The organism is Sorangiineae bacterium MSr11954 (assembly GCA_037157815.1).
In the GTDB taxonomy this organism is placed as follows: Bacteria; Myxococcota_A; Polyangia; order Polyangiales; family Polyangiaceae; genus Pendulispora; species Pendulispora albinea.
Genome location: CP089984.1, coordinates 6,622,892 through 6,645,024 on the forward strand (window position 1 = coordinate 6,622,892; position 22,133 = coordinate 6,645,024).

At 68.2% G+C, this 22,133-nt stretch carries 17 protein-coding genes and 1 pseudogene; 10 read left to right on the plus strand and 8 right to left on the minus strand.

The features are described from left to right. The first annotated feature begins 9 nt into the window (after positions 1-9). The 7 genes and pseudogenes from LZC94_25510 (at position 10) to LZC94_25540 (ending at position 9,516) form a co-directional block, all read left to right on the plus strand. A complete protein-coding gene (locus tag LZC94_25510; GenBank protein ID WXB11219.1) occupies positions 10-492 on the plus strand; it encodes an ATP-dependent Clp protease adaptor ClpS in 483 nt (160 codons plus the stop codon). 3 nt (positions 493-495) lie between these two features. Next, positions 496-2,922, plus strand: coding sequence for an ATP-dependent Clp protease ATP-binding subunit ClpA (gene clpA, locus LZC94_25515; GenBank protein WXB11220.1), 2,427 nt, complete (start codon positions 496-498; stop codon positions 2,920-2,922). Between the two features lie 41 nt (positions 2,923-2,963). After that, positions 2,964-3,446 carry a universal stress protein gene (locus LZC94_25520; GenBank protein WXB11221.1) on the plus strand — a complete coding sequence of 161 codons (483 nt, stop codon included), beginning with the start codon at positions 2,964-2,966 and terminating at the stop codon, positions 3,444-3,446. 100 nt (positions 3,447-3,546) lie between these two features. Beyond that, positions 3,547-4,143: a universal stress protein gene (locus tag LZC94_25525; protein ID WXB11222.1), complete on the plus strand. Its 597-nt coding sequence runs from the start codon at positions 3,547-3,549 to the stop codon at positions 4,141-4,143. A 1,317-nt stretch (positions 4,144-5,460) separates the two neighbouring features. Beyond that, a pseudogene (locus LZC94_25530) lies at positions 5,461-6,342 on the plus strand (radical SAM protein). 13 nt (positions 6,343-6,355) lie between these two features. Then, a complete protein-coding gene (locus tag LZC94_25535; protein WXB11223.1) occupies positions 6,356-8,389 on the plus strand; it encodes a M1 family metallopeptidase in 2,034 nt (677 codons plus the stop codon). 35 nt (positions 8,390-8,424) lie between these two features. Beyond that, positions 8,425-9,516, plus strand: a complete 1,092-nt coding sequence (locus LZC94_25540) for a hypothetical protein (GenBank protein ID WXB11224.1) — start codon at positions 8,425-8,427, stop codon at positions 9,514-9,516. Here LZC94_25540 and glgA read toward each other — a convergent pair. Next, positions 9,428-10,882, minus strand: a complete 1,455-nt coding sequence (glgA, locus tag LZC94_25545; protein WXB11225.1) for a glycogen synthase GlgA — start codon at positions 10,880-10,882, stop codon at positions 9,428-9,430. The two genes, LZC94_25540 and glgA, sit on opposite strands and share 89 nt — an antisense overlap. Positions 10,883-10,928: 46 nt before the next feature. Here glgA and LZC94_25550 point away from each other — a divergent pair, with 46 nt between their 5' ends. Beyond that, the gene (locus tag LZC94_25550) at positions 10,929-11,951 is read left to right on the plus strand and encodes an RluA family pseudouridine synthase (protein ID WXB11226.1); all 1,023 of its coding nucleotides are present in this window, start codon (positions 10,929-10,931) and stop codon (positions 11,949-11,951) included. A 271-nt stretch (positions 11,952-12,222) separates the two neighbouring features. Here the strand turns inward: LZC94_25550 and LZC94_25555 are convergent, their stop codons facing one another. The 3 genes from LZC94_25555 to queG form a co-directional block, all read right to left on the minus strand. Further along, complete coding sequence (locus LZC94_25555; GenBank protein WXB11227.1) at positions 12,223-14,400, minus strand: S46 family peptidase; 2,178 nt, start codon at positions 14,398-14,400, stop codon at positions 12,223-12,225. Between the two features lie 39 nt (positions 14,401-14,439). Continuing rightward, positions 14,440-16,221, minus strand: coding sequence for a hypothetical protein (locus LZC94_25560; protein WXB11228.1), 1,782 nt, complete (start codon positions 16,219-16,221; stop codon positions 14,440-14,442). A 66-nt stretch (positions 16,222-16,287) separates the two neighbouring features. Continuing rightward, positions 16,288-17,583, minus strand: a complete 1,296-nt coding sequence (gene queG / locus LZC94_25565) for a tRNA epoxyqueuosine(34) reductase QueG (protein ID WXB11229.1) — start codon at positions 17,581-17,583, stop codon at positions 16,288-16,290. 32 nt (positions 17,584-17,615) lie between these two features. Here queG and LZC94_25570 point away from each other — a divergent pair, with 32 nt between their 5' ends. Beyond that, the gene (locus LZC94_25570) at positions 17,616-18,311 is read left to right on the plus strand and encodes a methyltransferase (GenBank protein ID WXB11230.1); all 696 of its coding nucleotides are present in this window, start codon (positions 17,616-17,618) and stop codon (positions 18,309-18,311) included. A gap of 85 nt (positions 18,312-18,396) precedes the next feature. Next, entirely contained in the window at positions 18,397-19,221 is an 825-nt protein-coding gene (locus tag LZC94_25575) for an isocitrate lyase/phosphoenolpyruvate mutase family protein (GenBank protein WXB11231.1), read from the plus strand. A gap of 89 nt (positions 19,222-19,310) precedes the next feature. Here the strand turns inward: LZC94_25575 and LZC94_25580 are convergent, their stop codons facing one another. From LZC94_25580 to LZC94_25595, 4 genes are read right to left on the minus strand one after another with little or no spacing between them, the layout of a single operon-like run. Further along, positions 19,311-19,877, minus strand: coding sequence for an RNA methyltransferase (locus tag LZC94_25580; protein WXB11232.1), 567 nt, complete (start codon positions 19,875-19,877; stop codon positions 19,311-19,313). Positions 19,878-19,880: 3 nt separating this feature from the next. Then, a complete protein-coding gene (trmD, locus tag LZC94_25585) occupies positions 19,881-21,038 on the minus strand; it encodes a tRNA (guanosine(37)-N1)-methyltransferase TrmD (protein ID WXB11233.1) in 1,158 nt (385 codons plus the stop codon). A gap of 7 nt (positions 21,039-21,045) precedes the next feature. Next, the gene (gene rimM / locus LZC94_25590) at positions 21,046-21,702 is read right to left on the minus strand and encodes a ribosome maturation factor RimM (GenBank protein ID WXB11234.1); all 657 of its coding nucleotides are present in this window, start codon (positions 21,700-21,702) and stop codon (positions 21,046-21,048) included. 16 nt (positions 21,703-21,718) lie between these two features. Then, positions 21,719-21,961, minus strand: a complete 243-nt coding sequence (locus LZC94_25595) for a KH domain-containing protein (GenBank protein WXB11235.1) — start codon at positions 21,959-21,961, stop codon at positions 21,719-21,721. Positions 21,962-22,133 lie beyond the last annotated feature (172 nt).

The window sequence follows — 22,133 nt, forward strand, 5'->3', positions numbered from 1 at the left end:
GTGGACGCCGTGGCATCCATCGCGATGGACCCTCTCCGCACCAGGTTATTTGGCGCTCGAGCCCTTGCGTTTCCTCAGCCGCGAACCGATTTTGAGGCAGCCATGTGGGTGGCCGCTTCCGAGCCGAAAAAACCGCTATCGCCCAACTCCCCCCAAAATCCGCAGAATCCTGGCGGGCCAGGCGGTCCTGGTGAGTCCGGAGAAAGTGACGTCGATGTCGATGAGAGGACTTTGCCGCGAACCGTTCGCCGCTACAAAGTTGTCTTCCACAACGACGACTACACAACGATGGAATTCGTGGTCGACTGCCTCATGACCTTCTTTCACAAGAGCGAAACGGAAGCGACGCACGTCATGTTGACGGTGCATCGAAAAGGGAGCGCGGTTGCGGGCGTTTATTCGCGGGAAGTCGCGGAGACCAAGGTCGCCCAGGTCATGGATCACGCGCGCAAGCATGGGATGCCGCTCCTTGTCACCGCCGAGCCTGAGTGAGCCATGCGTATCAGCCCTGAAGTCGAAATTGCCCTGACCCTGGCCGCCAACGAGGCCGCCCGCCGCCGTCACGAATACGTGACCCTCGAGCATCTGCTGTACGCGCTGCTCTTCGACGACACCACCGCACTGGTCGTACGCCACGCCGGCGGAGACGTCTCGCGCCTCAAAAAGCAGCTCGAGCGCTACCTCGACGACAAACTGGAGCCGCTCCCCGAGGGCGCGCTCTCCACCCCCACCCCGGCCTTGGGGGTCCAGCGCGTCATTCGCCGCGCACTGCAGCATGTGCAGTCATCGGGCAAAGAAGAGGTCAAAGGCGCCAATGTGCTGGTCGCCGTCTTCGCCGAGCGCGAATCCTTCGCTGCGAGCTTGCTCGAACAATCCGGCGTGACCCGCCTCGACGTGGTGGCGTACCTCTCCCACGGCGTGTCCAAGCTCGACGATGCCGACGACGCGCGGGAGGCCAACGACACCGAGACCGACGGCGCGCCGGCCCCCGAGCCCGGCGGAGGCTCGAAATCGTCGCGCGATCCGCTCAAGGCGTACTGCGTCAATTTGAACGAGCAGGCGCGCGAGCAGCGCATCGACCCGCTCATCGGGCGCCAGGTCGAGGTGGATCGCATGGTCCAGATCCTCTCGCGCCGCAAGAAGAACAACCCGCTGCTGGTGGGCGACGCCGGCGTGGGCAAGACGGCCATCGCCGAGGGCCTGGCGCTCAAGATCGAGCGGAAAGAAGTGCCCCCTGCCCTGCAGAGCGCCACCGTTTACCAGCTGGACATGGGCGCGCTGGTGGCCGGCACCCGCTTCCGCGGCGACTTCGAGGAGCGCATCAAGGCCGTGGTCAAAGCGCTGGGCAAGGTGGCGGGCGCCATCCTGTTCATCGACGAGATCCACACCATCGTGGGCGCCGGCGCCACCAGCGGCGGCAGCATGGACGCCTCGAATCTGCTCAAGCCGGCGCTCGCCTCCGGCCGGCTGCGCTGCATTGGCTCCACCACCTTCGAAGAGTTCCGCCAGCACTTCGAGCGCGATCGCGCCCTGGCCCGCCGCTTCCAAAAGGTGGAGGTGCTGGAGCCCAGCGTGCAGGACACGGTAAAAATCCTGCGCGGCCTGCGCACGCAGTACGAAGACTTCCACGGCGTGCGCTACACCGATCCGGCCATCGAGGCGGCCGCGGAGCTGGCGTCGAAGCACCTGCACGACAAGAAGCTCCCCGACAAGGCCATCGACTTGATCGACGAGTCGGGCGCCAGCGTGAAGCTCGCGCACTCCACCACCTCGCTCTTCGGCGAGCCGGCATCGGCCCCCAAGGGAAAATCCGGCAACGGCAAGCCCTCGTCCCCCAAGCTGGACGAGGCCGAAACCCCGCGCCCCGTGGTCGACGTCCTCGACGTGGAGACGGTGCTCGCGCGCATGGCGCAGATCCCTCCGCGCGAGGTCTCCACCAGCGACAAGGACCGCCTGCGCAACCTGGAGCACGAGCTCAAGTCGGTCATCTTCGGCCAGGACTTGGCGATCGACCAGCTCACCAGCGCCATCAAGCTCTCGCGCGCAGGGTTGCGCAGCCCGGAGAAGCCCATCGGGTGCTTCCTCTTCACCGGCCCCACCGGCGTCGGCAAGACCGAGGTGGCCAAGCAGCTGGCGAAGATCCTGGGCATCTCGTTCATCCGCTTCGACATGAGCGAGTACATGGAGCGCCACACCGTCTCGCGCCTCATTGGCGCGCCGCCCGGCTATGTGGGCTTCGATCAAGGCGGTTTGCTCACCGACGCCATCGCCAAGACCCCGCACGCGGTGCTCCTGCTCGACGAGATCGAGAAGGCGCACGGCGATGTGTTCAACGTGCTGCTCTCCGTGATGGACCACGGAAAGCTCACGGACAACAACGGCAAGTCGAGCGACTTCCGCCATGTCATCCTGCTCATGACCAGCAACGTGGGCGCGCGCGATCTGGCCCGCCGCGCCGTGGGCTTCCACGGCGGGCGCGATGTGAACGAGGCCGATCGCGAGTTCAAGCGCATGTTCAGCCCCGAGTTCCGCAACCGGCTGGACGCGCGCATCCCCTTCGATCCGCTCTCGCCCCAGGTGATGGTGCGGGTGGTCGACAAGTTCATCCGCGAGCTCAACGAGCAGCTGAGCGATCGCCACGTGAGCCTGTCGGTGACGAATGCGGCCCGCGACTGGCTGGCCGACAAGGGCTACGATCCCGAGAACGGCGCGCGGCCGCTGGGCCGGGTCATCCAGGACGAGGTGAAGCGACCGCTCAGCGAAGAGCTCCTCTTTGGAAAGCTCGAGCACGGCGGCAGGGCCGAGCTGGATGCGGAGGAAGGGAAAATCGTCCTTCGGTACTCGGCGGCGCCGCCACCGGATGCTCCTCCGGAGGCCGAGGGCACGACGTCCAAAGAAGGCGTTGCCGATCCGGTGGCGTAACCCGTCGTAGCCCTAGCACGACGGTTGCAGCCGGAGTGGGCATGCTGGCGCTCCGCAAGATTCTCGTTCCGGTCGATTTCACCGAGAGCTCGGATCGGGCGCTCGACTACGCCATCGATCTTGCGCAACCCTTCAGCGCGTCCGTCTTCGTGATGCACGCGTACGAAGTGCCGGTCTACGGCTTTCCCGATGGCGCCTTCATCGCCAACGGCGATGTGGCCGCCCGGATCAGCACGGCGGCGCAAACCGCCCTCGATGCGCTGGTCGACGCCCGAAAGGAGCGGGGCGTTCCCATCAAGGGCCTGCTCCGCACGGGGGTCGCGTGGGAGGAGACGAACCACGTGGCCGACGAGCTCGCGGCGGATCTCATCGTCATCAGCACCCACGGCCGGCGCGGGCTTGCGCGCGCGCTCCTAGGGAGCGTGGCCGAGAACATCATTCGCACGACCCTCCGGCCCGTCCTCGTGATCCACGGCCATCGCGATTCCATGCCCTCGATGCGGGCGGTCAAAGCGGCGACGTAAGCACCTCTTCAGGCCTCCACCTGAGGCGGGGCATTTTTTCTCACTGTGGCAAGAGACAGCACGCTCCCGCCAAACGGGAGCACCGGAAGTGAGGTGCATCGTGCGAAAAGTCGAAAGCGGCCCCGTCTCGCAGCCCCGCCTGGTCGAGGCTGAGCTCATGACCGTCGTCGTCGGGATCGACTTCTCCCCCCACGGAGAAGACGCCCTTTGGTTCGCGCAAAATCTCGCGCGCGGAAACCCCAGCGCCACCCTTCACCTCGTCCACGTGGTGGCGCCGCCGGTGGGCATCGTGGGCGTGCTCGGCGCCCCCATCGACTCGACCGGTCCCATCGCCGGCTTCCTCGATCGCGCGCGCCTCGAGCTCGAACGCATTTGCGCCAATGTCCCCGCCTGGATCGAGGGCCGCGTCGTCGGACATGTGCGCACCGGCGATGCGCCGCGCGAAATCACAGTGCTCGCCCGCGAGCTCGACGCGGACCTCATCGTGGTCGGCACGCATGCGCGCACGGGCCTGGGCCGCGTTCTCATGGGCTCCCTGGCCGAAAACATCATGCGCCACGCGCCCTGCTCGGTGCTCATCGCCCACGGCGCAGCCGCCCGCGCCACCCCCTCCACCCACGACGTCTCGACCGGCGACGTCACCGCACCCGATCCCACGGCGACCGCCACCGCGCCTTTGAGCCATCGTTCACCGTAGGTTTTGGCGGGGTGGCTTGATACTGAGCATCCGTATAGTATCCTGCGCCGCATGCGCCCGCTCCCCCTCGCCAACCCCCCGAACCCGTGGGCTTCCACCGACGTCCACTACCTCGATGGCGAAGCGCCCCACGTCGACCTTCACGTCTACGAAGACCACACCCGCCAGATCCTCTCCAAGAACGACAGCCCCGACGTGGGCTTCACCTGGAGCATCAACCCGTACCGGGGCTGCTTCCATGCGTGCGCCTATTGCCTCGACGGCGAGACCCCCATCCTCATGGGGGACGGCAGCACCCGCGCGCTCCGCGACCTGAGGGTCGGGGACACCCTTTACGGCACCACGTTCGACGGCCAATCCCGGCGCTATACGCGCACGCAGGTTCGGGCCCACTGGCAGACGATCAAGCCCGCCCATCGCATCCGGCTCGCCGACGGCACGGAGCTCATCGCCAGCGCCGATCATCGCTTTCTCACCGATGACGGATGGAAGTACGTCGTCGGCGCCGAACACGGCCCCATGCGGCGGCCCCACCTCACGACCGGCGACGAGCTGCTCGGGATCGGAGCATTTTTCGCCACACCGCCCGTGTCCATCGACTACCGGCGCGGGTACCTGACCGGGGTGATCCGAGGCGAGGGCCTCTCGAAGACCCATCGGTACGAGCGCGAGGGACGGGGGCATGGCGATCCGCGCCCCTTCCAAGTCACGCTCGTCGACCTCGAGCCCCTTCGCAGGACTCGTGAATACCTGGAAGCGATCGATGTCACGATCGGGGACGAGCTCGTATTTCAACAGGCCGCCGGCGCTCGCAAACGACGCGTGGCCATTCGAACGCATCAACGTCGATCGGTCGAGAAAATCCGAAGGGAGACGGCCTGGCCGCTCGACCCTTCGCTCGAGTGGTCGCGCGGGTTTCTTGCGGGCATCTTCGACGCGGAGGGGAGCTTTGGCTCGAACGTCCTCCGGATCGCGAGCACGGAGCCGGCCATCTTGCGGCAGACCCTGCGAAGCCTCGAGGCATGGGGCTTCGACGCGGTGCTGGAGCCGCCCGATCCGCCCGATCCGCGCGGCTCGCCCGGTCCCGATTCGGCCGCCAGCCGTGTGCGGGTGCGCGGGGGCCTCGGCGAGCACTTGCGCTTCTTTCACACCGTGGACCCGGGGATCGCACGGAAGCGGGACATCGAAGGAACCGCCATCGAAACGGCGGCGGCGCTCCGAGTCACGGCGATCGAAGCGCTCGGTTGCGACTTGGTGATGTACGACATCACCACCGGGACCGGAGACTTCATCGCCAACGGCGTGGTCAGCCACAACTGCTACGCCCGCCCCGGTCACGAGTACTTGAGCTTTGGCGCGGGCACCGATTTCGAGCGCAAGATCGTGGTCAAGCCGAACGCGCCCGAGCTTTTGCGCGAGGCCTTCGACCGGCCCTCGTGGAAGGGCGAGCTGCTCGTCTTCAGCGGGGTGACCGACTGCTACCAGCCTCTGGAGGCGTCGTATCAGCTCACGCGCGGGTGCCTGGAAGTGTGTGCAGAGTACAAGAATCCGGTGGCCCTCATCACCAAGTCGCCGCTTATCGAACGCGATATCGATGTACTCGGGAGGGTGGCCCAGGTCACCGACGTGGGGGTCGCGGTGAGCATCCCGTTTTGGGACCCCGAGAAGGCCCGCGCCATGGAGCCGTATGTAGCCACCCCCGCCCGCCGCATGCGCATCATCGAGAGGCTGGCGCGGAGCGGCATTCGGGTCAGCGTGAATGTGGCGCCGGTCATTCCGGGGCTGGGCGACGAGGAGATCGGCGACGTGCTCAAGGCGGCGCGCGACGCGGGGGCCACGTCGGCCGGCTGGGTGATGCTGCGCCTACCGGGGCCGGTGGCGGCGGTGTTCGAGGAGCGGCTGCGGGCCGCGCTCCCTTTGCGCGCGGAAAAAGTGCTCAGGCGTGTGCGGGAAATGCGGGGCGGAAAGCTCTATCGCTCCACCTTTCACGAGCGCGGGCGCGGCGAGGGGAACTACGCCCAGATGATCGCCACCCTGTTCGAGCGAACGGCGCGGCGGCTCGGGCTCAGCACCAGCCACTGGTCGGAAGATATGCGCCGGGGTGCAGGTAGCACGCCGCCGCCTACGAGCCCCGCTTCGAAATTTTCGACCACCTTCGAGCGACCACTAGGAAAGGGACCGCAGCTTCCACTTTTCTAGCTAACCTCGGCGCGTGCGCCTCGTTCGACCCTTCACCTTCGTTCTTTTGCTCGGTGCATGCACGCCCGGGAGCTTTCCGGCCGCGGAGCCGGCAAGCCTGGACGTCCTCTCGAGCCACACCGCGGGGGCCGTCGCCGCCGAGTCGGGTGGGGCGGCGCACGAGCCCTTCGCGGCCGATGTTCCCATGCTGGAGCACGCGGAGGGGGTCGTCGATTACAACTTGCACGCCACCTTGGATCCGGCGGCGCACACGGTGCACGGAACGGGCACCATTCAATGGCGCAACACCAGCGACGTGGCGCAGAGTGAGCTTTACCTGCACCTCTATTTGAACGCCTTCAAGAACGAGAAGAGCGTCTTTTTGCGCGAGCCGGTGGGGCGCGGCGCGCGCGGGATCGGGCACATCGAAGACTGGGGCTACATCGACGTGCGCCGTCTGACCTTGCACGAAGGGCCCGAGGGCACCCCCGTCGAGCTCTGGCCGAGCGCCGAGCTTCACCGCCCCAACGACGACGACGAGACCGACGTGCGCGTCCCCCTGCCCCGCCCCGTGGTGCCGGGCGAGACGATCACCCTCGACGTGGTGTTCGACGACAAGCTGCCCGCGGTGGTGGAGCGCACCGGCTACAACGGCTCGTTCCATATGGTCGCGCAGTGGTTCCCCAAGGTGGCGCGCCTCGAAAAAGACGGCACCTGGGCGCACTTCCCCTTTCACCACCTCGCCGAGTTTTATGCCGACTACGGCAGCTACGACGTCACCCTCGACGTGCCCCAAAACTTCGTCCTCGGCGCCACCGGGCCGGCGGTGGAGTCGCGCACCGAGGGCGGGCGGCGCATCGAGCGGCACGTGCAGTCGGACATCCACGACTTTGCGTGGACGGCGTGGGACCAGTTTCACTCCCTGCGCGACACGGTCGATGGCGTGACCGTCACCCTGCTCTTTCCGCAGGACTACGAGCCCATGGCGCGCCGGGAGCTCGAGTCGCTGCGGTTCACCATCCCCCACTTCGGAAAGCTCTACGGGCGCTACCCGTATTCGCTGCTGACGGTGGTGCACCCGCCGAGGCAGGCCGGCGAGGCGGGCGGCATGGAGTACCCCACCTTGATCACCACCGGCGGCTCCTGGTACGTGCCGCGCGGCGTGCACACGCCCGAGTCGGTGACCGTTCACGAGTACGGGCACCAGTACTTTTACGGGCTGCTCGGCTCCAACGAGGTCGCCTGGCCCTTCCTCGACGAGGGCCTCAACTCGTTCGCCGAGCAAGATGCGCTGGGCGCCTGGCTGGGCGCCGGATCGGCCGCGCAGATCTTCGGGCTGGAGCTCCACCTCGCGTCGGTGCAGGCCGTCGTCGGCAACCTCGGAGCGCACGAGGAGCCGGTGGCGCAGCCGGCCTACGCGTTCTCCAGCGGGGAGCACTACGGGGAGCTCGTCTACATGCGCGCGGCGTCGATCCTCGAGACCTTGCGGAGGGTCTATGGCGACGACATCGTGTTCAAGGCCATGGGGCAGTACACGCGGAGGTGGCGCTTTCGCCACCCCGTGCCCGACGATCTGATCGCCAGCTTCGCCGAGGTGGTCGGCAGGGACGCGGCGTCCAACCTGCGGATCGCGCTCTTCGACAAGGGCTGGGTCGATTACCAAGTGGGCGGCGTCTCGAACCGCAAACGCAAGACCGCCGCCGGCGTCTACGACCGCGATGGAAAGCGCGAGACGATCACCGCGGGCTCGCCCAAGGACGACGCGTACGAGGGCTGGGCGCTCATCACGCGGCGCGGAACGTTGGTGCTGCCGGTGGACGTCGACCTGGTGCTCGAAGACGGCACCCGGCAGCGCGTGCACTGGGACGGGCACGGCGACGAGGTGCGCTTCCCCTACGAGGGAAATATGGCGCTGCGCGCGGCGGTGGTCGATCCCGACGGGCGCGTGCTGCTCGACGAGGACCGCACCAACAACCACGGGGCCACCGAGCCGCTGCGGGCCCCGACCCGGACCCTGGAACGAACCACGTATTGGGCGGAGCTGCTCCTGCAGCTCCTCTCGCCGTGATGACCACCAACGTGGGGAGTACGAAGGATACGACGATGGAGCGATCGGTGGATCACGGCAACAACCCTCCTCAGCCGGCGCACGCGGGCCAAGCCAGGCCGGACTTTCAGCACGGCGAGCTCGTTCTCTTGGCCAACGACGCCATGCGCGCGCGCCATCGTCCGTGGGCGATCCTGCTCATGTGGGGCTGGCAGGCTGCGTGGGCCGTGGGCATCGTATGGCCGCTCACCCGCATGGTGGCGCGCACCTACCGCACGCACCCCGACGGCGACGCCGTCCTCTTTCGCCCGGGCGCCCTCGATCTCGCCGACTTCTTCGTGGGCCTGGGGCGCACGGGGCATGGCGGCGCCGCCTTGGGAGGGCACTTTGCGGTGCTCATCCCGGCGGGCATCGTCCTCGGCCTCCTGCCGCTCACGGCGCTCATGGCCTCCATGACCTACGCCACCCGCGATCGCCGCGCGCCCAACCTTCGCCAGCTCTGGACGCAGTCGATCACGCACTTCACCCCCATGGCGATCCTGCTGGTCATCGCCGGCGTGGCGATGGCCGCGCTGGGGGCGGGCGCGCTGGGCCTCGGCTCGGCCGTGGCCGAGATGTACGCCGAGCGATGGGGCGACGTGCGGGCCGATCGCGTGGGCATCTCGGTGGCGTCGGCCGGGCTCATTTTTCCCTGCTTCGTCGGCATCCTGCACGACATGGCCCGGGCGGCGGTGGTGCGGTTTCGGGTGCGCGCGCTGCGCGCGATCGCGCTGGGGTGGAAGGCGCTCGCCCTTCACCCCATCCGCGACAGTTGGTCGTACGTGTGGCGCGCCATCGTGTCGTGGGCGCTGGTGGCGCTGGGCGCGATGGTCGCCGCGCAGCTCGGCGGGCGCGGGGGCATCGCGCTGTTCGCGCTCTTTGCCGTGCACCAGCTGATCATCGGATCGCGGGTGGCGCTGCGCGCGTCATGGCTGGCAAAGGCCTTGCGCTCCCTGGACGCGGCGCACCGGGTGGTGCGCGAGCGCGTCTCCTTGCCGCCGCCCGGACCGCCCGCGCCGGCTACGCCCCGGGCTGAGCCGGAACCAACGCCCGATATACCTGTTCATACCGACGAGCCGACCGTTCCCATCCTCGATCAAGGCGCATGATCCGCCGCACCAGGCGGGGCCATGCCTCGCTCTCGCGCGCGGCGAGCGCCCGCTCGATCGCGCCCAGGAGCGCTTCACCGGTGGCCTCCTCGAAGACGAACCCGGTGCCCGTTTCGAGGGCCGTATCGCAATCGACCACCGTGTCCACCAGGCCGCCGGTCGCGCGCACCACCGGCACCGCCCCGTAGCGCTGCGCATAGAGCTGCACCAGCCCACAGGGCTCGTAGCGGCTGGGCACCGTCACGATGTCGGCGCCCGCGAAGATGCGGTGCACCAGCGGCTCGCTCGCGGCGCGCGCGAACACCACGCGCCCGTGCGACTTGTCGGCGATCTGCGTGATCGACTTGGCGGTGGTGTCGTCCCCCTCGCCGGCGATGACCACGACGGCGTCGGTCGCGCGCAAAAGGCGCGGGACGGCCTCGAGGAGCAAATCGACCCCTTTTTGCGCTACCAGCCGCCCCACGAACGCCACGATGCCGCCCGACGTCTCCACGGGGAACCCGAGCTCGTGCAAGAGCGCCCCGCGGCATCGCGCGCGGTTCGAGGTGTCCTCGGCGTCGAAGCGCGCGGCGATGTTGGTGTCGGTCGCCGGGTTCCACACGGAGTAGTCGACCCCGTTGACGATGCCGGTGACCGGCGCGCGCGTGCGGAGCACCCCTTCGAGCTGGTGCCCGAGGCCTTCGGTCACCAGCTCCTGCGCGTAGGTGGTGCTCACGGTGGTGACGACGTCGGCCGAGAGGATCGCCTGCTTGAGCAGGTTGGCCTTGCCGTAAAATTCGAGCCCATCGACGGTGAAGCGCCCCCAATCGAAGCCGAGCTGCGGCACGGTCTCCTTGGGAAAAACGCCTTGGTGGGCGACGTTGTGGATGGTGAAGACCGTACGCGTCTTCGAATCGGCGGGGAGCAGCTCTTTCAGGTACGCCGAGACGAGCCCCGTGGGCCAGTCGTGCGCGTGCACGATGTCGAACGGCAGCCCCGAGCGGGCCCGTTGCGCCGCGATTTCGGCGCCGGCGCGCGCCAGTACGGCGAAGCGCAGGGCGTTGTCGGCGTAGTCCTCGCCGCGCTCCCCGTAGATGCCCGGGCGATCGTAGAGGCCGGGCACGTCGATGAGCACCAGGTCGATCTGCGACGGGAGCCGCCCGTCGAACACGGTGACCTCGAAGGCCCGGTCGCCGAGGGTGAACGTGAGCGGTGTCAGCCGGCGGGCGAAGAGCAGCGCTTGTTCGAAGGCGGGGAACCGGGGCAGCACGATGGTGACCCGGTGCCCGAGCGCGCGCAGGGCCTTCGGAAGCGCGGCGACCACGTCGGCGAGGCCGCCTGCTTTGACGAACGGGGCCAGCTCCGTCGACAAAAAGAGGATTTCCATCGGGGCAAGCTTCTACCACGACCTCGGGTCCAGGTATTTGTGAAGCGTGACCCGCCTCCAGAATGCTGCCGAATTCTATGCCCGCCCCCCGGGCGTTCCGGAAGGGTCCGTCGTCAGCGCCTTTCGCGTCCCGCCCGAGGCGGCCGGCGCCCGCTTGGATCTCTTCATTCAGAGCCAGCTCCGGCGGACCAGCCGCACCCGCACGCAAAAGATCATCAAGCTCTCCGCCTACGACGAGTCGGGCCGCCGCCTCTGGCCCAACGACCGGGTGCGCGCCGACCAAACCATCCTCCTCTGGCGCCCGCCGTGGGACGAGACCGAGGTGCCGCGCGATCTGCCCATCCTGCACGAGGACGAGCACCTCTTGGCCATCGACAAGCCGGCGATGCTGCCCGTGCACCCCACGGCCCGTTACTACAAAAACACGCTCATCAAGCTCCTGCAGGCCGCACGCCCCAAGGAGTTTCTGACCCTGGCCCACCGCATCGACCGCGAGACCAGCGGCGTGATCCTCATCGCCAAGACCCGCGCCTGCGACGTAACCGTCAAGCGCCTCTTCGAGGAGCGCGACCAGGTGAACAAGTCGTACTTGGCCATCACCTGGGGGGTCCCCTCGGAGCTATCGCCCTTTCGCTGCGAGCTGCCGCTGGAGCTCGACCCCGACAGCATCTACAAAGTGAAAATGCGCATCGGCCAGACCGCCGACGCGCTCACCGCCGCCACCGGCTTCGAGGTGGTGGGCACCCGAAGGCGCCCCACCGGCGAACCCTACGCGCTGGTTCGCTGCGCCCTCGAGACGGGCCGCCAGCACCAAATCCGCGTGCACCTTCAAACCTACGGAACCCCCATCGTCGGCGACAAACTCTACGGCCCCGACGAATCCTACTTCGCGCTCCACGCCGACGGCGAGCTCACCGACGAACACCGCGCGCGCCTCGAGCTACCGCGCCACGCGCTGCACGCCGCGCGCATCGAGCTGCCACACCCGATCACCGGCGATCCGCTCGCCATCGAGGCCCCCCTCCCCGCCGACATGGCAGAATTCTGGGAGTCCCTCGAGAGCGGCTAGCGCATCGCCGGCTTCGCCAAAACTCGGCTGAGAACGAGAGAGAAACCGCCAGGGCGCAAGCACCGCCAGCGGACTCCATCCGACCATCCATGATTCGTCTTCCTGGCTGGCGGCTCTGGCCTCCTGGCGGTTTCAATCTTTCACCAGAGAGAGGCGCAAGCACCGCCAGCGGACTCCCTCCCCTATCCATGATTCGTCTTCTCGACTGGCGGCTCTGGCGCCCTGGCGGTTCCTCTCTGCCGTCGACCGCTTCGGCCCCCCGGCCGAGCACCTACTTGATCTCCGCCAAAATCCGGCTAGCGCCGTAGACTTTGTCGAGCGCCTCGAGAATAGCTGCACTATGCAATGATACGCAGCGGTTGTTCGCGGCGTTGTAGCCGAAGGCGCCGCCGAGGGAGTGGATGTTGCCGTCGAAGATGAGCCCCACGATTTCGCCCTCTTTGTTCACCATGGGCGAGCCCGAGTTTCCACCGATGATGTCGTTGGTCGACACGAAGTTGAACGGCGTGGTCGCGGTGAGCTTGCTCTTCGCATCCAACCAACGCTTCGGCAGCGCATAGGGCTCTTTGCCCGTGTGCCGCTCGAACGCCCCGCCGATCATCGTCATGGGGGGGACGGGCTTGCCGCGCTCCTCCCAGCCCTTCAACTCACCGAACGAGAGGCGCAAGGTCGCCGTGGCGTCCGGGTAGGTCGTCTGCCCGTAGGCGGCGAAATGGGCCTTGGCCACCAGCTCGCCGTTCTTTCGAACCACGCCGAAGATCGTGTCCTCGTAGGTTTTGCGCACCGCGCGCGCGTCGCCATCGATCCGGCGCAGCAGCTGGATCAGCGGATCGGTCGACTTTTCGATGGCCGCCTTCCCGCCCTCGAAGAGCGCCTTGCGCACCTTGATGTCTTTGAGCTTGGTGCCGCGCACCAACGCCGCCGCCAGCCCCGCCGGCGTCTCCTTGGCCAGGGCGCGCTGCACGGCCGGCTCGTCGGTCCCCAGGGCTGCGCGCATCCACGTCAGGTAGCTCTCGAGCTCGAGCGCCTCGAGATCGTCGTAAATGGGCGCGGGGGAGAAGAGCTCCTCTTTGAGCGCCGGGAGCTTGGCGTCGTTGAACTCGGAGAGCCTCTGATCGTTGGGCTTCGGGATCTCGTCCCCCGCGCGAACGAGCGCGCGCGCAAGCTTGAAGAGGCTCGAGACGTGGGCGTTCTCGAGGATGCCGTGGGCCAGGTGGATGTCGCGGTACTGCTCCTGCGCCCGCGCGATCGCGTTCCACGCATCGCCGACCGTCTTCTCCAGATCGGGGTGCGCCGCCGCGTAGGCGCGCAGCCTCTTCTCCTCGTTCACCTTCCTGGCGAAGAACTCCTTGTCGACCAAGGACTGGTAGCGCCCCGTATAAGCCTTGATCGCGTTCTCGATGTCGAAGAGCTCCGTGGACGCGATGCGCTTGGACTCGGCGTTGCGCTTGCCGAACTCGATGAGCGCGCCGCGCAGCTCCGAGAGGCGCATCAGCTTCTCGGGGATCTCGACGTCGCGCACGTACTCGAGCTGCGCCACCGTGAGCAGGCGCTCGGTCTTGTACGGGTGGCCGGCCACGAAGATGGGCTCCCCTTCCTTGGGCCCGGCCGCCGAATAGCGGAAGTGCTGCTCGGTCTTCGCCGGCTTGTTGCCCTCGTACAAGCGCACGTACGAGATATCGAAATCGTAGCGGGGGAAGTTGAAGTTGTCCGGATCGCCGCCGAAGAAGGCCGCCGCGAACTCCGGCGCGAACACCAGGCGCACGTCCTGGAAGCGGTGGTACTTGTACAGATGGTACTGGCCGCCGTTGTAGAGGGTCACCACGTCGCAGCGAACGGCGTCGCTGGTGGCGCACTCCTTTTCGATGACCGCCTTCACGGCGCGCTGCTTGGCGTGGAACTCGGACTCGGGCGCGCCCTTGGTGGCCTCCTCCACGCGGGAGGTGACATCGGTCACGCCCGACAGTTGATCGATTTCGAAATCGGGGCACTTGAGCTCTTCGGCCTCGCTCTTCGCGTAGTAGCCCTGCGCGATGTAGTCGCGGCCCTTTTTGGAGAGCTGGCTCACACACTCCGAAACGCAGTGGTGGTTCGTCATCACCAAGCCGTTCGGCGACACGATGCTGCCCGAGCACCCGAAGGCCAGCTTGACCGCCCGCTGGCTCACCTGATCGAGCCACTCCTTGGACGGGCCCCAGCCATGAAGCTTCTTCACACGCTCGGCCGGAAAGCGATCGAAGGTCCACATGCCCTCGTCGTTGTCGGCCAGGCGGAGCGCGGGGCCGGACGCGGGTGCCACCGCCGCGGGCTTCGATCCCATGTCCGGCGGCGCGGTGTTCGGTGCGGGAGCTTGCGGGGGCGGGGCGCTCGCTTCATTGCCACCGCACGCGACGGCAGCCACGGAGACGAACGCGAACACCCAAGCGGACGACGATGCCAAAATGCGCATGGCGCCTCTTACCACACGCCGCCCGGTCGCGGTTTCTCCCTATTTGGGATTGGCCATCATGACGACGCGCGTCACGCGACCGCCCGCTCGGGCATCGTCGCAGGTGGCGAACGAGAACCGCACGTTCCCGTCGGTCACCGCGCACTCGTCCTTGCCGAACAGCGCCGGGACGACGAACGGCACGCGGGCCCCGAGCTTGGCGGAGATCTCGGCGAGCGAGCTCCCCACGCCAAGGCCGCTGCGCGTGGTCACGCGGGGGGACTCGATGACGATCATCTTCACCTTGAGCCCGGCGCGCGCGGCGACGACGGCCGCCTTGGCCAGCGCGGGCGGCGCGGGGCCGGGGCCGAATTTGCGATCCCACTCGGCGTAAGGGCCATCGGCGACGATGGCCCACACCTCGGGGACCACCGCCGAGCCGCCCTGCGTGACCGCCAAGCGAAAGCCCTCCGCCGGCTGCGCGTCGAAGTAATAACGCGCGACATACCTTCGCTCCAGATCGGGCAGCGCCAGAATGCCGGGCGAGAGCGGCTGATCGAGCTCGATGCTCGCCACGCCCTTGGGCGTGAGGAAGGCGCGCCCGTCGAAGCCGCCGCTCGCCTCGTCGATGGCGCCGATTTCCCAGATGGCGCCGGCTCTTCGGACATTGGCGTCGCAGCCCTCGGTCACCACGGCGCCGGCCGAGAGGGTGCGCACGCAGAGCACCGGCGAATTGTCCGTGCGCTCGCTCTGATAGCGGACCGACACCATGTAGCGGCCCGGCGGATCTTTGTGGAGCCGCAGCAAGGTGGCCGCGCTGCTGGTCTGCACATCGCACCACGCGGGCCGTTCGGCGCCGCTGGCCAGGGCCACCGAGCAATCGCGCCGCGCCGCGGGCGGGCCGGCGAGATCGGCCGCGTGGAGCTCCACCTTCGGAAACTTGGAAGGGTCGCTCGAGGCCTCGAAGTTGGACCAGGACATCTCCACGAAGGTGCCCTCGGCCACCGCCGCGTCGATCAAGCTCTGGGCGACCCCGCGCTTGTTGTCCTCGTCGGTGGCCTCCACGTGCACCCGGTAGCGACCGAAGACGTCGACCGGAAAGCGTACGCTCGCGCCCCCGTCCTGGAACTGCAGCTTGGTCACCGAGCCTTTCGGCGCCTCGGCGAGGATCCAGGTGCGATCGACCAGCATTTTGGCGCCGGCCAGGATCTCGGCCTTGCACTCCACCACGTCGCCCACCTTGGCGGCCACGTTGCCCGTCGACCATTTCCCATCTGAGCCGATGCGGCACGAGAGGGTGGCGCCCACCGACTTTCCACACGCCGGATCGCGCACCGAGTCGACGTGCACGTGCACGGGCTTTTTGCTGTTGGGCAAGGAGAGGAGCTCGTACGGGAGGCCGGCCAAACCAGAATGCGGGCTACAACCGTCGCCGGGGAAGCCCTCCCGCATGTACACGTGGATGGCCGAGCCATTGTCGATCACGTGCGAGGTCTCGAGGCGGGTGGCCCCAAGGTCGTCCACGAAGGCGGCGAGCACGGTCGACTTGCCGAAGTCGATGGATTTCGACTGCGCGCGCTGCGGGTGGTCGGCGAAGAACAGATCCCAATCCTGCTGGCTGCGCAGGAGGGCGAACTGCGCCCTCGGGTGCCCCGCTTGATCGGGGCGCGTGATGCTCTGGAACGGCACCGGCTGCCCGATCTCCGTCTGCGACGTTTGCCCGATGCGTGCAGTATGCACAAATAGCGCGGGCCCTGGCGCGCAGGAGGAAGCCGCGAGCGCAGAGAGCACGGCCGAGCCGAGCCACGCGAGCGCCACCGGGGTCCTTCTCACCTCCGACATCGATCCCATCCCATCCTTATTGCCAGTCGTTGATCGACTCGGCTGCCTTTTTCTTTCGAGGAGGCTTCATCCGAGCATACCTTCGATGCGGCGGACGGCCCACGCGGCGCTCGTCCGCACCATCTCGGCGGGGTGCGCGACCGCCGCCCTGCGCAGGGCGGGCAAGGCCCCGGCGTCCCCGCGGTTGCCGAGGACCAACGCGGCGTTGCGCGCGAGACCATCGGCGGTGGCGCGCCGCACGGGGCTCCCCGCGAGCTTGGTCCAGAGGGCCCTGGAAGGATCGTCGGACGTCTCCGGCGCGGCCGGCTCGACCTGCGCGTCCTGCTCGACCTGCGCGGCCCCTGGCTCGGGCTCCCGAAGCTCGAGGAGAGCCGCGAGCTCGAGGGAGCGCCAGCATTCCAGGGGCTCGAAGGGGGAGCCCGGAAGGTCTTCCGCGTGCTGCGGCCGGCCCGCGGCCACCGCTGCGACGCGCAGGGGGTCGGGTTTGCGCGGCCGGGTGGACGCGTTGAAGGGGCACACGGTCTGGCAGTCGTCGCAGCCGAAGAGGTGCTCGCCGATGGGTCCACGAAACTCCTCCGCGATGCCCGAGCGATGCTCGATGGTCAGGTACGCGATGCACCGGCGGGGATCGAGCACGAACGGGCGCACGAAGGCGCCCGTGGGGCAAGCCTCGAGGCACCGCGTGCAGCTGCCGCAGCGCTCGGCCATCGGCACACCGGGGGTGAGCGCCAGGGTGGTCACCACCTCCCCGAGCAGAACCATCGACCCCTGGCCGGGCACGATGAGGAGGCCATTTTTGCCGACGAACCCCAGCCCTGCGCGCGCGGCCCACGCGCGCTCCAACATGGGCGCATCGTCGCAAATGGGGCGGGCGGAGACGGGCTCCTCCGGGCTGCCGAGGCCGCGCACGAAGGTGGCGAGCTTGCGCAGCTTGCGGCGCAGGTGATTGTGGTAGTCGCTGCCGCGGGCATAGCGGGCTACCGTGCGCGCCAGGGGTGCGTCGTTCTCCTCTTCTTCGCGCGGGCGCTGGTAGCGGCGCGCCAGGCAGATCACGGTGCGGGCCCCCGCGAGGATGCCCTCGCCCGAGGCGCTCGCGCGCACCTCCGCGTTCTCGGCGAGCCACCCCATTTCGCCGTGCATCCCCTGGTCGATGAAGGCGCGGTAATGCTCGAAATCGGCTTCGACCGGGAGGTCCGCGCGCGCAAAGCCCACCGCGTCGAAGCCGAGCATCCGCGCCCGCGCGACGATGGCTTCCTCCGCGCTCGCCCGCGCGGGTGCGGGAGGTGCGGGAGGTGCGGAGAGCGCACCGCCGTGCGAACTTGCACGGGCGCCTTGCTTCTTGGGCGACGGAAGGGGCACCATGGCGATTAGATAGCGTGAATCGCGGTCCTCGGGTGGAAGTAGGAGTCGGCTCCCTGGAGCCCGTTCGTCTCGCGCGATTGCTGGTGCATCAACCGCCGCGCGGCCAAGGCTACCGGGTCAATGTGGACGCGTTTCACCTGGCCCAATTCGCGGCCGCGCCCGCGATGGGCCGCCCTGCCCCGCGCACGGTCGCGTTCGATCTGGGGGCCGGATCGGGCGCGGTGGGCCTGGCCCTGCTCGCGCTCGACGCCGTGCAGCGCGTGGTCTTCGTCGAGCTGGATCCGGAGGCGGCCGCCCACGCCGCGCAAAACATCGTCGAGCACGGGTGGCGCGAGCGCGCCGAGGTCATCGCGGGGGACGTGTCGCGTATCTGCCCCGAGCACGCCGGCGCGGCGCATCTGGTGGTCTGCAATCCGCCCTATGTCGAGGTCGGCCGGGGCCGCGTGCCGGCCGAGGGGCGAAGGGCGCGTGCTCGGATGGGATCGCTCGACGCGTTCGTGCACGCGGCGCGAACGATCGCGGGGCGAAGGGCGCGGGTGTGCTTCGTGTACCCGGCGCGCGAGATGGCCACGCTGTTCGCAACCTTGCGCGCCGTGGGGCTCGAGCCAAAACGACTGCGCGCCGTGCACGCCAAGCCGGACGAGCCTGCGCGCATCGTTCTGGTCGAATCGCAGCCGGCCAAGGCGGGCGGGCTGACGATCGAGCCGCCGCTGGTGGAGTGCTTTTGACGAAGTGGTCTGCCTTTTTTTACTCGAATCTGGATCTTCCCGGCGGAGGGGGCCTTCGCTACAGAGCCTGATCGGAGGTCACGCGATGTCGAACGCCCAGCAAATCGCCCACGCAGCCACGTTCCGTTCTCTGCACGCTCCCGGTGAGCTGGTGGTGTTCCCCAACGCCTGGGACGCGGGGAGCGCGGCCCTGTTCGTGGCGAACGGCGCGCGCGCCATCACGACCACGAGCTGCGCCGTGGCATGGTCGCTCGGCTACGCCGACGGTGAGGACCTTCCGCTCGAGGAGCTCCTCGGGGCCGTGCGGCGGATGGTGCGCGCGGTCTCGGTGCCGGTGTCGGTGGACTTCGAGCGCGGCTACGGCAAGACGCCGCGCGAGGTGGCGGAGTCGGTCACCCGCGTGCTGGAAACGGGCGCCGTCGCCGTCAACCTCGAGGATGGCGCGGGCCGTCCGGAGGCCCTCGCCGAGAGCATCGCCGCAGCGCGCGAGGCGGCCCGGCGCTTCGGGGTGGACCTCTTCATCAACTCGCGCACGGACATCGTGCTGCACCGCACGCACCCTCCGGAGCAGCACGTGGAGGAGTCGCTCGCGCGGGCCAAAATTTTCGAGGAGGCCGGCGCCGATGGCTTCTTCGTGCCGGGCCTTCAGAACCCGGATCACATCCAGGCCATCACCCGCGGCACGTCCCTTCCGCTCAATGTGCTCGCGTGGCCGGGCCTGGCGCCCGTTCCCGAGCTTCGCCGTCTGGGCGTCCGCCGGGTCACCGTGGGCGGCCGCCTGGGCGAGGTCGCGCTCGAGGCCGCGCGCCGCGCCTGCGTCGAGCTCCTCCAAGCCGGCACCTATTCGTTCCCGGTGGGCGAGATCACGTACGCCGGGATGAACGCCCTGTTCGCGCCGCCGCGCGCGTGAGCGAATCCGCGGCGCGCAGCATTCAGCGCGCGTGAGCGAATCCGCGGCGCGTGCAGCGCGCGTGAGCGAATCCGCGGCGCGTGCAGCGTTCAGCGCGCGCCGCGTAGGCGATCGAGCGTGATGGCGCAGGCGGCGCGCACGCTGAGGTGGTTGTACGAGGTGTCGATGCGGCCGCGAATCGACTCGATGGTGGCGTCTGCCGACTCGACGACGGAGGATGCCAGACCCCAGCCGGTGCCGAAGAGGACGATCACGGGGCGCGGATCGCGGTCGTCTTCGAGCCTTCGGCTTGCTTCGGCCATGGATATCGGCGGCGCCACCCTTCGGGCGGCCGTGATCCATACCTCGACGGCCTGGCGTCCTCCGAAGCGGGCGTACATGTCCTCGAGCGAGGGAACGACGCGAACCAGCTCGAGCGCCACCTTGCGATCGGGGATGCGCTTTCCGCTCGAACCGTTCGTCCAATGGTCGCAGATGCGCTCCACCAGATCGCGCTGGGCCGCGATGGGGTGCACGATGAAGTAATCGCTGCACCCGTACGTGCGCGCGCTGCGCGCGAGATCGTGCACGTCGAGGTTCGTAATCGCCGTGGTGACGGTGTCACCGGCCTTGTCGAGCACAGGGTAGTGAACGAGCGCAATGGCGAGCGTCCGCATCGCTCATTCGTCCTTTCCCGAATGACCGGCACTTCCGGTATTTTCGGAGCTTCCGGCGCCACCGGCATTTCCGGAATTTCCGGCGCCACCGGCATTTCCGGAGCTTCCGGCACTTTCGGAATTTCCGGCGCCGCCGCCATTTCCGGAGCTTCCGGCGCCGCCGCCATTTCCGGAGCTTCCGGCGCCGCCGCCATTTCCGGAGCTTCCGGCACTTTCGGAATTTCCGGCGCCGCCGCCATTTCCGGAGCTTCCGGCGCCGCCGCCATTTCCGGAGCTTCCGGCACTTTCGGAATTTCCGGCGCTACCGGCATTTCCGGAACTTCCGGCGCCGCCGGCATTTCCGGAGCTTCCGGCACTTTCGGAATTTCCGGCGCCGCCGGCATTTCCGGCATTTCCGGAGCCCCCAGCGCGCCCTCCCCTCCCCCGCGTCCGCACCCCCGCCGCACCCGAAGCCGCCGTTCGCGCAGCGTAACGCTCGTACAGATCCGGGCGCCGCTCGCGGGTGCGCACCACCGCCTGCTCACGGCGCCAGGCTGCGATGTGCGCATGGTGCCCGCCGGTGAGGATGGCCGGCACGTCCGCGCCGCGAAACTCGGCGGGCCGCGTGTACTGCGGGTACTCGAGGAGCCCCTCGTTCTCCGTGCTGTGCGACTCTTCGCGCACCGACTCCTCGTTGCCGAGCACACCGGGCAAGAGGCGCACGCACGCATCGACGATGGCCATCGCCGCCACCTCGCCCCCGGTCATCACGAAGTCGCCGAGCGAAATTTCTTCATCGACGTGGGCCCGCACCCGCTCATCGAACCCCTCGTAGCGCCCGCACACGAGCATCACCGCCGGTCGCGCGGCGAGCGCGCGCACGCGCGACTGATCGAGCGGCGCACCTTGGGGCGTGAGAAGCACGCGATGCGCCTTTACGCCGTCGGGCGCGTCGAGGTCCAGCGACTCGAAGCAAGCCACCAGCACGTCCACCCGCATGACCATGCCGCTGCCGCCGCCGTAGGGCGTATCGTCCACGCTTTTGTGCTTGCCGAGCCCGAACTCGCGCGGCGAGCGAAAGCGAACGCCGAGCTTCTGCGCCTCGATCCCGCGGGCCACGAAGCTCGTCGCGAGGAAGCCTTCGAAGGCCTCGGGGAACAGCGTCACGATATCGACGCGCATCGAACGGCTACCGTTCCAAGCCTTCGAGGGTCGCGAGGGTCACCAGCCCGCGCGCCACGTCCACCTCGGAGACATAAGCCTCCACGAGGGGCACCTCCCAATCCTTCTTTCCGTCGTTGGCGTGAACGACCAACACGTCCACGCTCGGGTACGACGTCAGGCTGCGCACGGTGCCAATCTCGCGCAGCTGCTCGCTGCCGTCTTCGGCCGCCTCGCGCACCACCACGCGCGCGCCCTCGATGTCGCACGCGTAGAACGCCCCCTCTTCGGGCGGCGGAAACTGCGAGCGCCAGAGCCCGACGAGCGCCCCGCGCAGCTCCTCGGCGCGATCGCGGTCGTCGATCGAGTGCAGCTTGAGCAAAATGGCCGCGTCGGCGCGGCGCGCGCGGTCGACCGAGACCTCGTGCACGTCGCCGCCGTCTTGCGCGCCCGTCCCCTCGCCCGTCTTGCTCGCCTTTTGCGCCCCCGGCTTGGCCTCCGCCGCGGGCTTGAGCTGCACCAAGACTTCGTCTTGCGCGAGCAGGAGATCGCTCTCCGAGTTGAACACTTTGAGCCGGAGCTCGCCGTGCACGCCGTGCGGCCGCATGACTTCCGCCAGCGGGACGAATCGATCGCGGCGATCGCGCTCGTCCTGGTCTTCGCCGGCGCGCGAGGGCTTGCTCATTCGGCTCAACGCGCGGTCAATCCACGATATCGAGGTGCGCGCGCCGACCCAACTTGGTCGAGACCGCGGCCAGGATGGTGCGCATCGACTGTGCGGTGCGCCCCTCCTTTCCAATCACCTTTCCAACGTCTTCTTTGGCGACGCGGAGTTCGATGAGGCTGTTGTGTTCGCTAGCGATTTCCGTCACCACGACTTGGTCCGGATGGTCGACCAGCTCCATGGCGATCGTGCGGATCAGCTCTTTCAACGGCATGGGCATTCCGCCAGGGGGGCGCGCAGGGACTTGTCAGAAGACGCGAAAACCGCGTCGGAGAACCCGAAAAACGAGATGGAGGAAAAGCGGAAACGAGCCCGCTTCAAATGGAAGAGCGAGGACAAGAGTTGGATGGGGAGAGGAGGAGAGGGAGGAAGAGAGCGGGAGAGGAAACGGA

What these genes read in the sequence shown, in the direction of transcription:
- clpA (WXB11220.1), top strand. Translation starts at nt 496, where the DNA reads ATGCGTATCAGCCCTGAAGTCGAAATTGCCCTGACCCTGGCCGCCAAC.
- LZC94_25520 (WXB11221.1), top strand. Translation starts at nt 2,964, where the DNA reads ATGCTGGCGCTCCGCAAGATTCTCGTTCCGGTCGATTTCACCGAGAGC.
- LZC94_25540 (WXB11224.1), top strand. Translation starts at nt 8,425, where the DNA reads ATGGAGCGATCGGTGGATCACGGCAACAACCCTCCTCAGCCGGCGCAC.
- glgA (WXB11225.1), bottom strand. Translation starts at nt 10,882, where the DNA reads ATGGAAATCCTCTTTTTGTCGACGGAGCTGGCCCCGTTCGTCAAAGCA.
- LZC94_25555 (WXB11227.1), bottom strand. Translation starts at nt 14,400, where the DNA reads ATGCGCATTTTGGCATCGTCGTCCGCTTGGGTGTTCGCGTTCGTCTCC.
- LZC94_25560 (WXB11228.1), bottom strand. Translation starts at nt 16,221, where the DNA reads ATGTCGGAGGTGAGAAGGACCCCGGTGGCGCTCGCGTGGCTCGGCTCG.
- queG (WXB11229.1), bottom strand. Translation starts at nt 17,583, where the DNA reads ATGGTGCCCCTTCCGTCGCCCAAGAAGCAAGGCGCCCGTGCAAGTTCG.
- LZC94_25575 (WXB11231.1), top strand. Translation starts at nt 18,397, where the DNA reads ATGTCGAACGCCCAGCAAATCGCCCACGCAGCCACGTTCCGTTCTCTG.
- LZC94_25580 (WXB11232.1), bottom strand. Translation starts at nt 19,877, where the DNA reads ATGCGGACGCTCGCCATTGCGCTCGTTCACTACCCTGTGCTCGACAAG.
- trmD (WXB11233.1), bottom strand. Translation starts at nt 21,038, where the DNA reads ATGCGCGTCGATATCGTGACGCTGTTCCCCGAGGCCTTCGAAGGCTTC.
- rimM (WXB11234.1), bottom strand. Translation starts at nt 21,702, where the DNA reads ATGAGCAAGCCCTCGCGCGCCGGCGAAGACCAGGACGAGCGCGATCGC.
- LZC94_25595 (WXB11235.1), bottom strand. Translation starts at nt 21,961, where the DNA reads ATGCCCATGCCGTTGAAAGAGCTGATCCGCACGATCGCCATGGAGCTG.